Source organism: Nostoc sp. S13, assembly GCF_029379315.1.
GTDB lineage: Bacteria > Cyanobacteriota > Cyanobacteriia > Cyanobacteriales > Nostocaceae > Nostoc.
Genome location: NZ_JAQYWQ010000020.1, coordinates 1 through 13,084 on the forward strand (window position 1 = coordinate 1; position 13,084 = coordinate 13,084).

14 protein-coding genes are annotated in these 13,084 nt (G+C 41.3%); 7 read left to right on the top strand and 7 right to left on the bottom strand.

Going from position 1 to position 13,084, the window contains the following annotated elements; all coding sequences use genetic code 11:
- The first annotated feature begins 52 nt into the window (after nucleotides 1-52).
- Nucleotides 53-1,075 carry a thiamine-phosphate kinase gene (gene thiL, locus PUQ00_RS09315; RefSeq protein ID WP_300415512.1) on the top strand — a complete coding sequence of 341 codons (1,023 nt, stop codon included), beginning with the start codon at nucleotides 53-55 and terminating at the stop codon, nucleotides 1,073-1,075.
- Nucleotides 1,076-1,144: 69 nt separating this feature from the next.
- On the opposite strand, the gene PUQ00_RS09320 is transcribed toward thiL, so the two are convergent.
- Together PUQ00_RS09320 and nadD are read right to left on the bottom strand one after the other, a co-directional pair.
- The gene (locus PUQ00_RS09320) at nucleotides 1,145-2,158 is read right to left on the bottom strand and encodes a type I glyceraldehyde-3-phosphate dehydrogenase (protein WP_300415402.1); all 1,014 of its coding nucleotides are present in this window, start codon (nucleotides 2,156-2,158) and stop codon (nucleotides 1,145-1,147) included.
- A 116-nt stretch (nucleotides 2,159-2,274) separates the two neighbouring features.
- Nucleotides 2,275-2,901 (bottom strand): nicotinate (nicotinamide) nucleotide adenylyltransferase, encoded by a 627-nt coding sequence (gene nadD / locus PUQ00_RS09325; protein ID WP_300415404.1) that lies wholly within the window; start codon nucleotides 2,899-2,901, stop codon nucleotides 2,275-2,277.
- A gap of 403 nt (nucleotides 2,902-3,304) precedes the next feature.
- On the opposite strand from nadD, the gene murC reads away from it, so the two are divergent.
- The 5 genes from murC (at nucleotide 3,305) to PUQ00_RS09350 (ending at nucleotide 7,084) form a co-directional block, all read left to right on the top strand.
- Nucleotides 3,305-4,768 (top strand): UDP-N-acetylmuramate--L-alanine ligase, encoded by a 1,464-nt coding sequence (gene murC, locus PUQ00_RS09330; protein WP_300415406.1) that lies wholly within the window; start codon nucleotides 3,305-3,307, stop codon nucleotides 4,766-4,768.
- 120 nt (nucleotides 4,769-4,888) lie between these two features.
- Complete coding sequence (murB, locus tag PUQ00_RS09335) at nucleotides 4,889-5,890, top strand: UDP-N-acetylmuramate dehydrogenase (protein WP_300415408.1); 1,002 nt, start codon at nucleotides 4,889-4,891, stop codon at nucleotides 5,888-5,890.
- 10 nt (nucleotides 5,891-5,900) lie between these two features.
- Nucleotides 5,901-6,080 carry a hypothetical protein gene (locus PUQ00_RS09340; RefSeq protein ID WP_300415410.1) on the top strand — a complete coding sequence of 60 codons (180 nt, stop codon included), beginning with the start codon at nucleotides 5,901-5,903 and terminating at the stop codon, nucleotides 6,078-6,080.
- Between the two features lie 93 nt (nucleotides 6,081-6,173).
- Nucleotides 6,174-6,521: a YbaB/EbfC family nucleoid-associated protein gene (locus PUQ00_RS09345; RefSeq protein WP_292762183.1), complete on the top strand. Its 348-nt coding sequence runs from the start codon at nucleotides 6,174-6,176 to the stop codon at nucleotides 6,519-6,521.
- Nucleotides 6,522-6,604: 83 nt separating this feature from the next.
- Nucleotides 6,605-7,084, top strand: coding sequence for a low molecular weight protein-tyrosine-phosphatase (locus tag PUQ00_RS09350; RefSeq protein ID WP_300415514.1), 480 nt, complete (start codon nucleotides 6,605-6,607; stop codon nucleotides 7,082-7,084).
- 212 nt (nucleotides 7,085-7,296) lie between these two features.
- Here the strand turns inward: PUQ00_RS09350 and PUQ00_RS09355 are convergent, their stop codons facing one another.
- The 5 genes from PUQ00_RS09355 to PUQ00_RS09375 all read right to left on the bottom strand — a co-directional run bounded on the left by PUQ00_RS09355 (nucleotide 7,297) and on the right by PUQ00_RS09375 (nucleotide 11,678).
- Complete coding sequence (locus tag PUQ00_RS09355) at nucleotides 7,297-7,980, bottom strand: response regulator transcription factor (RefSeq protein ID WP_300415412.1); 684 nt, start codon at nucleotides 7,978-7,980, stop codon at nucleotides 7,297-7,299.
- 554 nt (nucleotides 7,981-8,534) lie between these two features.
- A complete protein-coding gene (locus tag PUQ00_RS09360; RefSeq protein WP_300415414.1) occupies nucleotides 8,535-9,215 on the bottom strand; it encodes an HpsJ family protein in 681 nt (226 codons plus the stop codon).
- Between the two features lie 26 nt (nucleotides 9,216-9,241).
- Nucleotides 9,242-9,958: a cyanoexosortase A system-associated protein gene (locus PUQ00_RS09365; protein ID WP_300415416.1), complete on the bottom strand. Its 717-nt coding sequence runs from the start codon at nucleotides 9,956-9,958 to the stop codon at nucleotides 9,242-9,244.
- On the bottom strand, nucleotides 9,955-10,806 hold the full coding sequence (gene crtA / locus PUQ00_RS09370) for a cyanoexosortase A (RefSeq protein ID WP_300415418.1): 852 nt from the start codon (nucleotides 10,804-10,806) through the stop codon (nucleotides 9,955-9,957). The genes PUQ00_RS09365 and crtA overlap by 4 nt, the downstream gene beginning before the upstream one ends.
- Entirely contained in the window at nucleotides 10,803-11,678 is an 876-nt protein-coding gene (locus PUQ00_RS09375; RefSeq protein WP_300415420.1) for a PEP-CTERM sorting domain-containing protein, read from the bottom strand. The genes crtA and PUQ00_RS09375 overlap by 4 nt, the downstream gene beginning before the upstream one ends.
- Before the next feature lie 759 nt (nucleotides 11,679-12,437).
- Here PUQ00_RS09375 and smpB point away from each other — a divergent pair.
- Complete coding sequence (gene smpB / locus PUQ00_RS09380) at nucleotides 12,438-12,905, top strand: SsrA-binding protein SmpB (protein WP_190893799.1); 468 nt, start codon at nucleotides 12,438-12,440, stop codon at nucleotides 12,903-12,905.
- Nucleotides 12,906-13,084: the final 179 nt, after the last annotated feature.

The following is a 13,084-nucleotide window of genomic DNA, read 5'->3' on the forward strand; positions in this document are numbered from 1 at the left end:
CCAATGCCCAATGCCCAATGCCCAATGCCCAATGCCCAATGCCCAATGCCCAATGAACAGTAATTTATCTTCTCAACAAGTAAAAGACATTGGCGAACAAGGTCTTTTAGAAAGATTACAGCGCTTTTGCCCTCCAGAAATTATCGGCGATGATGCCGCAGTACTTGAGATTGCACCAGAGCAATCTTTGGTGGTGACTACAGATGTGCTGGTTGAAGGCGTACATTTTAGCAACCTCACCACTTCTCCAGAAGATGCTGGTTGGCGAGCGGCTGCTGCCAATTTATCAGATTTAGCAGCAATGGGTGCTTTCCCATTGGGAATTACTGTCGGGTTGGGACTTCCCGGTGAAGTTAGGGTGAGTTGGGTTGAGCGACTATACCAGGGAATGACAGAATGCCTGCAAAAATACAATACTCTAATTGTCGGGGGTGATATTGTGCGATCGCCTGTGACGACTGTAGCAATTACCGCTTTTGGTCAAGTTAACCCTAATCGAATTATCCGCCGTTCTGCTGCTGTTGTGGGAGATGCGATCGTCGTTACAGGCGTTCATGGAGCCTCAAGAGCTGGCTTAGAACTGCTTTTGCATCCCGAATTAGGGCAAAGCCTCAAAGATGCAGAACGCACGGCTCTAATCCATGCACACCAACGCCCACAACCACGATTAGATGTCTTACCAATCCTCTGGAAAATCTTAATTCCTAACTCCCAACTCTCCTTTACTGGTATGGATAGCAGTGATGGTTTGGCAGACGCGATTATCCAAATTTGCCGCGCCAGTGGCGTTGGCGCTGTCCTAGAACGCAGACAAATTCCTGTACCAAAAACTTTTAACCATTGGTTGCCACAAGAGCAAGCGCTAGAATATGCTCTATACGGTGGCGAAGACTTTGAATTAGTGCTGTGCTTACCACAAGAGTTAGCATCAGCCTTAGTACAACATCTTGGTGAAGGTGCTGCGATCGTGGGCAGGATTACAGCCGGATCAACAGTACTATTCCACGACCAACAAAAAAAATTTCCTGACCAAGTTCTGAGTCTTAGCCAGGGATTTCAACACTTTGGTCAATAGTCCTTTGTCATTTTTCATTTTTCTAATGACTAATGACTAGTGACTAATGACTAATGACTAATGACTAAGTTATTGCCACTTTTCAGCTACCAATTCCGCCAAATCCAAAACTCGTTGGCTGTAACCCCACTCATTGTCATACCACGCCATAACTTTCACTAGATCATTACCTAAGACAAAAGTCAAGTTGCCATCGACAATCGAAGAAGCATCATGACCTTGATAATCGGAAGATACTAATTCTAGTTCGCTATAGTCCAAAATGCCTTTGAGTGGCCCTTCAGCAGCATCTTTAAGAGCTTGGTTAACTTCTTCAGTAATAGTACGCTTCTCAACCTGAACTACGAAATCTACCATTGAGACGTTCGGGGTCGGTACACGCAAGGCAACGCCATTTAGCTTGCCTCTCAGCTCTGGGATTACCAGCGCTACCGCTTTTGCCGCACCAGTGGAGGTGGGTACAATATTGATCGCTGCTGCCCTCGCCCGTCGCAAATCCCGGTGAGAAGCGTCTAGCAAGCGCTGATCACCTGTATAACTATGGGTGGTGGTCATCGTGCCTTTGATGATGCTGAATCTATCGTTCAACACCTTTGCGATCGGCGCCAAGCAGTTGGTTGTACAGCTAGCATTACTGATAATGTGGTGTATGTTGTGGTCATAATCCTGATGATTCACACCAATCACAAAAGTGCCATCCTCGTTTTTACCAGGAGCGGTAATCAGAACTTTCTTGGCTCCAGCATTCACATGCTTGAGCGCACCTTCTTTGCTAGTAAACACCCCGGTTGCTTCGATAATTAGGTCAATTCCCCAATCTTTCCAGGGCAATTTTTCTGGGTTGCGATCGGATACGCATTTAATCGTCTTACCGTTAACGATGATCGAGTTATCATCGGCACTAATCTCAGCACCCTTGATCTTCCCTAGCATTGAGTCATACTTTAGCAGGTGAGCATTGGTTCTAGGGTCTGATGTGTCATTAATAGCGACAAGCTCGATTTTACTATTCTCTCTGCCCACCCAGCAACGCGCAAAGTTACGTCCAATCCGCCCGAAACCGTTGATTGCAACTCTAATCACAGTGTCTTGCCCTCTGTATTTATGCTTATATGTTGATATCGTTGACCCCAATCATATCGCAAAGGGGGGGAGCACTTATAACCATGAAGTGTTAGATCAATAAAAAAACACATAATTTATTCAGATTTGTGGGAGTAGAGGTTGTTGTTAGTAATATATGATCTAACCGATTTTGGGACTAAATAACGAATTGACTGGTGTTCGCGGCAAAATTTGCGAATTAGACTTGACGAAACTCCTATTAAAGGTATATTCAAGAGTTGCCAGTGAATGGTATATGACTGCTCCCTGATTTGTTGCTCCACTTGCTTGCAGATTAATTTGCTTTGAGTTATAGTCTCACCACCTAGCTGTCGGGGTGCTATTAACCAATCACACATTTGTGCTAGTTCGTGTCCACGATACCAACGGGGTAAGGTTTGGAAAGCATCCAAGCCCATAATCCAGTACCAGTGAGTATTTGGATAACTAGCAGATAAGTCGAACAGGGTGTTAATGGCATAAGAAGTCCCAGAGCGATTTGCCTCCACTAGTGAGGCAGTAAACGCTGGGTTATCTTTTATGGCTAATTGCAGCATTTTGACACGATGCTCAAACAAAGCTGCTTCTTTATGAGGAGGATTTAGGGATGGCACCCAAATTACCTTTTCAAGGGATACTTGATGCAAAGCTGTCTCGGCTACGAGCAGGTGTCCCCAATGAATTGGATCAAATGTGCCACCAAAAATTGCAACTTGTTGCATCCAGTTATGCCTGGGTTTTATGCAATTGAAAAATAGTTTCACTACCAATGTACTATTGTACTCAACTCACGTCTAGACTTGATGCAATTTAAAATCAGTTTCACTCAACAATGTATTATGTAGCCAATTCCAGTAAGGTAGCCAAAAATATGTATTTGACATTACAAGAATTTCTTTCCCGATGCGGCCAAAATTTTCAGAATAATCTTAAGAACAATTCAAAAATAGCAAAAACCTCCAACCAAGGTAAAATCATTCTGAACAAGGAAAGCCAGAGCGGAAACATCCTTCGGGCATCAAACATAAACATCATATAGGAGCAGTTACGGTAAAAATCAAATTCCTGTTATGATACGCGTGTCATTTGTGATTATGGTGTGGTGTGGTGTAAGAGGAGCAATAAATGACTAATTCTGTAGATTTTAGTGGTAGACCATTTCATTTCATTGGTATCGGTGGCATAGGTATGTCTGCTCTGGCATACGTTCTTGCCAAGCGGCAATTTCCAGTATCAGGTTCGGATCTTCGTCCCAACCAGATTACGCACAAGTTGGAATCTATCGGTGCTCATATTTTTGATAGACAAGAGGCAAGCAATCTCGAATTCTTTCGCCCTCAGCTATTGGCTAATACAGTAGTATTAAATTCACAAGAACAATTACCTAGTGATACTAAGTCAAAACTGCCTCAAGTCATTTGTTCAACAGCAATTAACACGAATAATTTAGAATACAAAGCAGCGCTGGAATTAGGTTGTCCAATTTTACATCGTTCAGATGTACTAGCCGCCTTAATTGCCGATTACTACAGTATTGCAGTGGCAGGAACACACGGCAAAACTACAACCAGTAGCATGATTGGCTATATGCTTCTGCAAGCAGGTCTAGACCCAACGATTTTAGTAGGTGGCGAAGTCAATGCTTGGTCGGGTAATGCTCGATTGGGACAAAGCCAATATTTGGTAGCCGAAGCAGATGAATCTGATGGTTCCTTGATAAAACACGCTCCAGAGATTGGCATCATCACCAATATTGAACTCGATCATCCTGACCACTACGATACATTAGAAGAAGTCATTGACATCTTCCAGACATTTGCTAAGGGTTGTAAAACGTTAATAGGTAGTATTGACTGTGCGACAGTGCGCGATCGCTTGCAACCGACAATTAGTTACAGCTTGCACTCAGATACTGACGCTGACTACACCGTCAGTAATATTGATTATCGTGCTGATGGCACCACGGCTCTAGTTTGGGAAAGAGGTAAAGCTTTGGGCGTGTTGAAGTTGCGGTTGCTCAGTCGACACAATCTCAGCAATGCCTTAGCAGCAGTGGCTGTTGGTCGCGCATTGGGCTTAGAATTTGGAGAAATTGCCAAAGGTATCGCCACCTTTGAAGGAGCAAGACGCCGCTTTGAGTTCCGGGGTGAAGTTGATGGTATTACCTTCATTGATGACTATGCTCATCACCCCAGCGAGATTCGCGTGACTCTCGCCGCAGCACGTTTACAGGCAAGACCAGGGCAAAGAGTGGTTGCTATCTTCCAACCCCATCGCTATAGTCGTACACTGACCTTTTTACAAGAATTTGCCGAGTCCTTTACCCATGCTGATTTGGTTGTGCTGACTGATATTTACAGTGCAGGTGAACCAAATTTAGGTCAAATTAGTGGTGAACGTCTAGCGGCGGAAATTGCTAAACAACATTCGCAGGTAGTTTATCAACCAACTTTAACCTCAGTGTGTGAGTACTTGCTACAAACACTACGCCCAGGAGACTTGGCACTGTTTTTGGGGGCTGGGAACTTGAATCAGGTGATTCCTGAAGTAATTACGACACTTTGCGAACCTGCTAAAGCCACATCTTAAGTGGAGACTTTGCGAAGTTTTATTTCTGAGCAAAGCGCCCTCTAGCAACGGTTCCATAGGTTCACTCTACCGTATTTTTGCGGTAAATAAATGTAAAAATTTTACCAATATAAAGTAAAGATGACCATTTCCCAGGCAGCTGGAAACGTCTGCACAGTTTCTACTTTGAATACAAAGAAACACCAAACAACTAATTCGGTAGAGAGTGAAGTAATCTACTTACCCAATACTGATTGTGCGATCAAGCCCCAGGCTTCTTTGTCAGCGTTTACTTCCTATAGAGTTGGGGGAGCAGCTGATTTGTATGTTGCCCCTCGAAACTTAGAAGCACTGCAAGCAAGTCTTAAATACGCAAAAGAACGTGATTTAAAGGTGACAACACTGGGAGCAGGTTCTAACTTGCTGGTGAGCGATCGCGGTATATCAGGTTTAGTCATTGCGACTCGTCATCTCCGCTTCAGTAACTTTGACCCAGATAAAGGTCAATTAACCGTTGCTGCCGGAGAATCAATTCCCAGCTTGGTTTGGGCAGCAGCAGAATTAGGGTGGCAAGGATTGGAGTGGGCTGTTGGTATCCCCGGAACAGCAGGAGGTGCCGTGGTGATGAATGCAGGGGCACATAATAGCTGTATCGCAGATATGTTAGTTAGCGCCCAAGTACTTTCACCCGATGGTACGCTGGAAACTCTTACGCCCAATCAGTTAGGTTATAGCTACCGGACTTCATTATTGCAAGGTGGTGATCGCATAGTCACCCAAGCCACCTTACAACTCGCGCCAGGTGCTGACCCAGCAAAAGTTGTGGCAATCACCAAACAACATAAAAAGCATCGATTGAGCACCCAACCATACAACTTCCCCAGTTGTGGCAGTGTATTCCGCAATCCCAAACCTTACAGTGCTGGCTGGTTAATTGAACAAACTGGGCTGAAAGGCTACCAAATTGGTGGAGCACAAGTAGCACTACTCCATGCTAATTTCATCGTTAACCGTGGTGGTGCAAAAGCTAGTGATATCTTCTGTCTCATTCGCCACATCCAACATCAAGTACAAGAACGTTGGGCTATTAATTTAGAGCCAGAAGTCAAAATGCTTGGAGAGTTTCAAAGTGCTTGTGGATAGGGAATGGGGAGTGGGGAATGGGGAGTGGGGAATGAGGAGTGGGGAGTGGGGAGTGGGAGAGATGAGCGGGAGAGATGAGCGGGATGAGCGGGATGAGCGAGATGAGAAAGAAGAATTAATAACCAATGTGCAATTCCCAATGCCTAATTCCCTACTCCCTACTCCCTACTCCCCACTCCCCATTCTATGAAGCATTAATTATTGGTAAAAAAAGAGGCAAATTACTTACCGCATCTATAATTGAATTTGATTTGTTATTCAACGCACAGGCGTACAAATAATTATGACAGGAAAAGGACAGGGATTCGGCTTTGGCTTAGGAAAAATGAAAGAATTGGCTGAAGCTTTTAAGAAAGCGCAGCAAGTTCAAGAAGGCGCAAAGCGACTCCAAGAAGAATTGGAGCAAATGGAGATTCAAGGAGAATCTGGCGGTGGTCTGGTGAAGGTGATTGTCAGTGGGAACCAAGAACCCAAGCGAGTGGAAATTTCTCCAGATGCTTTAGGTGAAGGTGCAGAAGTACTTTCCGATCTCGTGACAGTGGCAATGAAAGAAGCCTACAACAAGTCCACTGCAACAATGCGGGAACGTATGGAAGAATTAACCAGTGGACTGGAACTACCTGGATTTTAGTCCAGAGTCATTGGTCATTGGTCATTGGTCAAAGGACAACTGACAAATGACAAATGACTATTGACAAAGGACAAAAAATATCTATGCCTTACAAGTTGATATTTGTCTGCTTAGGTAACATCTGCCGATCGCCATCGGCAGAAAACATTATGAATCACTTAATTGAGCAGGCTGGCTTGACCGAACATATCCTCTGTGACTCTGCTGGTACATCTAGTTATCACGTTGGTAGCCGACCTGACAGACGCATGAGTGCTGCGGCGGCTACAAAGTTGGGAATTAAACTGCGTGGTCGAGCACGCCAGTTTGAAAAGTCAGACTTTCAAGACTTTGATTTGATTTTGGCGATGGATCAAGAAAATTATGACAACATCCTCACTCTTGATCAAACTAAGCAATATCAGCATAAAGTGCGTTTGATGTGCGAGTTTTGCTCTCGACACACCCTAAAGGAAGTTCCAGATCCCTATTACGGTGGTCAACAGGGATTTAATCAGGTTATTGATTTACTGATCGATGCTTGTGAAGGTCTGCTGACAAAAGTTAAGAGTTATGAGTTATGAGCTATGAGTTATGAGCTATGAGCGATGCCCTGAGCCTGCCGTACCCCTACGGGGAAGCGCAGCGTCTGATAGAGAAGGGTTATGTGAGTTATGAGCGATGCCCTGAGCCTGCCGTACCCCTACGGAGAAGCAAGCTACGCGCAGCGTCTCGTAGAGAAGGGTTATAAGTTATGAGTTAAAACTCCTAACTCCTCACTCTTAACTCCTAACTTTTATTCCACCAGACCATGCTTAATCGCAAAACGCACTAATTCCGCTCGGTTGCTGGTTGAGGTTTTTCTCAATAAACTGCTAACGTACTTTTCAACTGTTCGAGGACTCAGGTGTAGCTGATGACCCATTTCGGCATTTGAAAGACCATGAGTCAATAACTCTAGGACTTGCTGTTCTCTATGAGTTAGGGGTGAGTGCAAGTAGGATTTCTGAATTTGAGTGGACAGAGAATTATGGGCGTCCGCCGCTTTTGTCGAACCGGAAATGCCCAAACTCTCTTTATGAGAAAACCGGTACTCCGATTGAATGATTTGCGATCGCTCCAAAAGATTGCGGATTGCTGCTGCTAACTCTTCCAGTTCAAAAGGCTTGGGTAAGTATAAATCGCACCCTGATTGGTAGCCCAGAATTCTTTCCTGTGTCTTAGTACGTGCCGTTAATAAAATTACAGGCAATAAACGAAACACTGGTTGTTGACGCACCCGGCGCACCAGTTCATAGCCATTCATCTGTGGCATAACGATATCCGTGACAATCAAATCAGGATGATACTCATCCACCATAACCAAAGCCTCTTGACCGTCATTAGCCATGATCACCGAGTAGCCAGACAGTTCAAGATAGTCGCTAACAGACAGACGAGTGCCCAAATCATCATCCACTACAAGGATCGTCAAGGGCATGGATAATACACCCCTAGCATTTTTTTACTCAGAAATTTGCTTCTACGTATTTCATCAGTGAACACAGGTAAGAACACTGTTCTTATGTTTCATACTATGACAGTATGACCAGCTAATAACGGCCTCAATGTTGATTTATAAAGAAAATCTTAAATATTTTGGTTCGGTTCAAGAAGTGTAACTCACCTTTAACTCCCTCTGCTTGGGAGGCACAGAGAGCTTTGTAATTTGTAATAACTCATCAATAAGGCAGAGGAAATGTTTACCTTAGTGTAAATTAATATTAACTTAATTAACAAATTCTGGATGTTTAAGTCCCTGCTTCTAAAAGCAGCAAGTTTTGTGGGCGGAAACCGTCCCTACAACAGCACTCTTCTCTACGAGACGCTCTGCGAACGTTACAAAACTTAATTACGAATTACTGTCTTCGTAGCGGTAGCGAGTCCGCGTACTCTTACAGAGAAGCAAGCTACGCTTTTAGCGTCTCGTAGAGAGCGTCATTACGAATTATTGTAAAGCTTTGCCTAAGTTCGTAGCGAATGGAATCAAAACGATCAACGTGCCCAGTGTGTAACACGCCAAATCGAAATAAAAGCAAATGAACAAATTAAAGCACCTAAATTCCATTTTAGAGAATTTCTAATGAGTTCTTTGTGTGTATTATTTTGTACTACTTGAGCTTGATTATTAGTGTTTTTTTCTAATTGCCAAATTTGTGATAAGAGTTGACTTTTTACCTCTTGAGGATTTTTTAACTCTGGCGTATTCTCTTGGCGGTTTAAAGACTTTATGATTTGATTGATATCTTGGTTTGTTGTCGCCTTACTCAACACTTTCTTGATTTGTTGCATTTGGGTAATTTGTTGTGATGAATGATTTGTAATTTGCACCCGATTTTGGTTATCGATACGCCAGGTATTGTTAATTCCTAAAGGCAGCAGCAATAAAAATAAAATCCCAGCTAAGAGAGCAGCCCATGAAATAAAATTTAATAGATATATTTCTACTTCTCGGCGATAATTTATTTCTCCAAAAAATACAAGCATTGAGCCTATTAAAGGTAAAGGTGCATGTTCTACTAGCGCTCCAATCATTTGAAATTCCCAGACAGGATTAGTAAACTGAAAGGGAATAAAAATATTGACAACATCAATAGAAGACAATATTAATAATATATAACCAATGAAGCGCAAATTAAAAATAGAAGGCCAGTAATCTTTATCTAAGTTATTCATACTTAACTACTTATATTTATTGAAATTTAATATTTAGGAAAGCGAGGACTCCACGAAAAATAACAAGATAACCAAGCTTTCTCCAATAATTTATATGCACTTTGATAGTCAGCATTATTTACAGTAATGGATAAATGTGCCCATAAACAACGTCTATCTAAAAAGCTTTCCTCGCCAAGTAACCAAGGTAAAAAACGATTCAAGCGAATATTGTAAATGTGTCTATTGTGAAGAAATTGTCCTGTAGTAACTGTACTATCACCTTGGGGATTTATACAGCTACTTAGATACGCCTTATTTTGATAGGTAAATAAACCATAATATCCTATCCCTAGCTGCTGGCGTACTGTTTGAAATGCCTTACCAGGAGGCAAATTTATAGTCGTATTATTTTTTATTAGTCCTTCGACATCCCCTAATGTACCTACGACATAACGCATTTCTATATCCAGAGGAATGCTGTTATAACGATATCGATAGCGCCTACCAGCAATGACAGCATCATATTTTCTTGATTCTTGTACCACTTTATCAATTAATAATTGACTTTCTAAGATTTTCCCGTCTGTTAATAAGACATTGGCTGGAAATATAAAGTTGCTAACTTTATGACTAGCAGCATCAGTATCAAATATTAACTTTCCTAATGTAACAAAAACTCCAATACAAGTTATAGCCAGCAATGATATTCGGATCTGTACCCAAAATCTGATTTCTTTTTTCCATTGAGTAAATTTAATCATCCTGGTTTCTTTTCTCTTAGTATCCAATGACAGACAAACCCGAAAGCTAAAATCGAAATTGTAGAAAATATTTGACTTCCATATTCCCCATGCCAATATTCAAATCCTTGATGATTGGAGTCTGCCACTAGCAATGTCATCAATACTAATCGGAAAATGTTAATAATAAATGCTAGAAATACAGCCACAATTGGTAATAGAATTTTCTGAAATATATTAAGAGGAAATACTAGAATAAAAACCAGTGATAATTGTAATAATAATAATATGGCATTTAAGCCAGAACAACCAGGATATATCTCGATGCCTCCTGTGGGAAGAATGACGTTCACACCTTGACGATACACAGCAAAACCTAGATACCAAAGCACAAAGTTTGAAAACTTAGCAGCGAGTAAACTAACATCTATCTTGGTTGCAATTAATGATATGAGTAATCCATCAGATAAGGATAAAAGCAAAATTATAAATTCTTTCCAGTATTGCTTTAATCCTTTAATTCCTGATGCTATTAAAGCCAGCCCTAGAAATGACAACAAAGCAAATATTTTGATAAAAAAAGATTCAAACCAGAACAAAGATAGACTTTTTATTAGGATAAAGCTAATCAAGAATAAGCCAATTAAACTAGAAAATAAATCGCTTCTTAGATTAAGGATATGCTGTTTTTTCCAAATTAAATATAGTATAGCTGTTAAAAACAAACCTCTGAGAGTTAGAGCATCAATACTACCAATAAATTTCCAATTTAAATCGAGTTGAATAATTGTTAAACCAACAGCGATCGCCGATAGCCAAAAGTTAGATTTTTTTAGCTGTTCTATAATATCAAAGCCACATGATTTCATGACTTTTTCTTTTTCAACAAATGATTTATAATACTCCCAGCGACTAATGCCAAAATACCAGTAGTTGGTGAAAATTCGTAGGGTACGCCAGCAGTGTTATTGGTAAGATTTATAGATTTAAGGTCGATGTTAGCTCGTGCAGATGTAGTATCATCTCCGAGAAAAACAAAGTTAGGAGTTTTATAAACATCACTTCCAACTCCAGTAGCTGCGGTGTAGTCGCGTAGTAAACCACTTAAGAGAGTAGTCGCACCATTAGTTAGCGTATAGTTGTTACCAGAAACATTTAAATCATAAGTAGTGAGGTTTGATAGCAAACTGGAAACGCCAGTTATTTGTTCAGCAGAAGAAATAGAATTAAAAGAGGAATTAACCTGAGAAAAAATATCAGTATTTCTAAAACCTATTTCTATTCCTTGTTTGTCACTACTGAGAACTATGACGCTGAAGCCAGCACGATAAGGGCCATTAGTTCCATCGTTGACTTGAGAGTTAATCCTCACAGTAAAACTCAAGTCGTAACCAGCATTTCGATCTAGAGAAGGAAATGATGAGTTAACCAGGGTAGTAGGGGTAATGACAGAAGAAGAAACTGGCGGATTAGCGACATTATAGTTGCTATAGCCACCATATATATTGTTGCTAGAACTGGTATCTAAATTTGTTAACCCACCACTAACACTTTGTGTTCCAATAGGAGTGCCAGTAACAGGATTGACAGTGCCGAAATTTAGCCACTGGGATGGTGCATTATATTGATCGGGTGTGACACTTGATGCGCCATCATAAAGAGTAATTACTCCAGCTATACTGCGGTTCCCTGCCAGTAGCATGGCTAATCCAACGCTCAGAACAACTAATTTGTTTCTCATGATGATATATGTAGATAATTACGGCAATCTGAAAACATATTGAATCTTATTGTAAGTAGACCGACGAAAAGTTATGCCATGCCTAGTTTGGGCTACGCCTACGCTAAAAAATGTGAGTCTCCGATACCGTTTTTTGGAGATTGCACAAAAGTCGATTATCTAGGATTAATCTTATGGATGAATCACCCACAATCAATCCAAACTAGCCTTAGCTAAGATAAATTTCATAGACGACTCCATAGTTGCAGTCTATGGTTTGACGCAAAAACTCAAGCATCTGTTTGAGGGTAAATAAATGGGAGAAAACTTATCTTAAACTTCTTTTTAAATGGCTAAAATAATGTTAACTTCTCAAAAAGCGATCGTAAAGAGCATATTTGGGTTAAAAGACATTGCAGCAGCGATGCCTACGGTGGTCACTGAGCTTTGTCGTTCGCGCAGCGTCTCGTAGAGAAGTGCTGGCTACGCCTACGCTATGATATTGCTAAATTAACTAAGGAAATTAAAATCAAGGCCAGCTTGCTGCAATCAACAGTGGTATCTATTGCTACTTACTCCTCGGATATTCAAAACCATTGGGCACGCTTATTATTGGCTCCAGGTAATTTAAATTTCCCACAAAAGTATTAATTACGAACTTAGAAAAGCTAAATTAGTGATATACAGTTCAGCATTTATAGCAGTTCTAAGATACACGCGATAATTCACAAGTCAATCGAAATAATTTTTTAGGTACATTTAAAGCACACAAAATTATCAATGAGCGACAAGAACGAAGGTTACAAAGTTATTAGCGACAACCGTCAAGCCCGTTATTTGTATGAAATTCTGGAAACTTACGAAGCTGGAATTGAATTGACAGGAACTGAGGTGAAGTCGATTCGTGCGGGTAAAGTCAATCTCCAAGATGGCTATGCTTTGCTTCGCAATGGCGAAGCATGGTTGATCAATGTGCATATCTCGCCTTATAACGCTAGTGGACAATATTTCAATCATGAACCACGGCGTACACGCAAGCTGCTGTTGCATCGCAAAGAACTCCGCAAGTTAATTGGCACAGTAGAACAGCAGGGTTTAACTTTAATCCCTTTGAAAATGTATCTCAAACGCGGCTGGGTAAAAGTGAGTATCGCCCTTGGCAAAGGTAAAAAGCTCCACGATAAGCGAGAAGACCTGAAACGACGCCAAGACCAGCGTGACATTCAACGGGCAATGAAAAACTATTAAGGGTCAGTGTGGCGAAACTACCACACTATAGTGAAAAACGGATTGCTGTGAAAAGCATGTTGTATATCCACAGCGTGAGTTATCAAAATGCCTAGTCTATAGCCGTAGATTGATTTCGCTAAGGTTGGAACTCGATACAGTGGTGAGTAACTTCGGATGGCATGAGGAATTTTCACTCT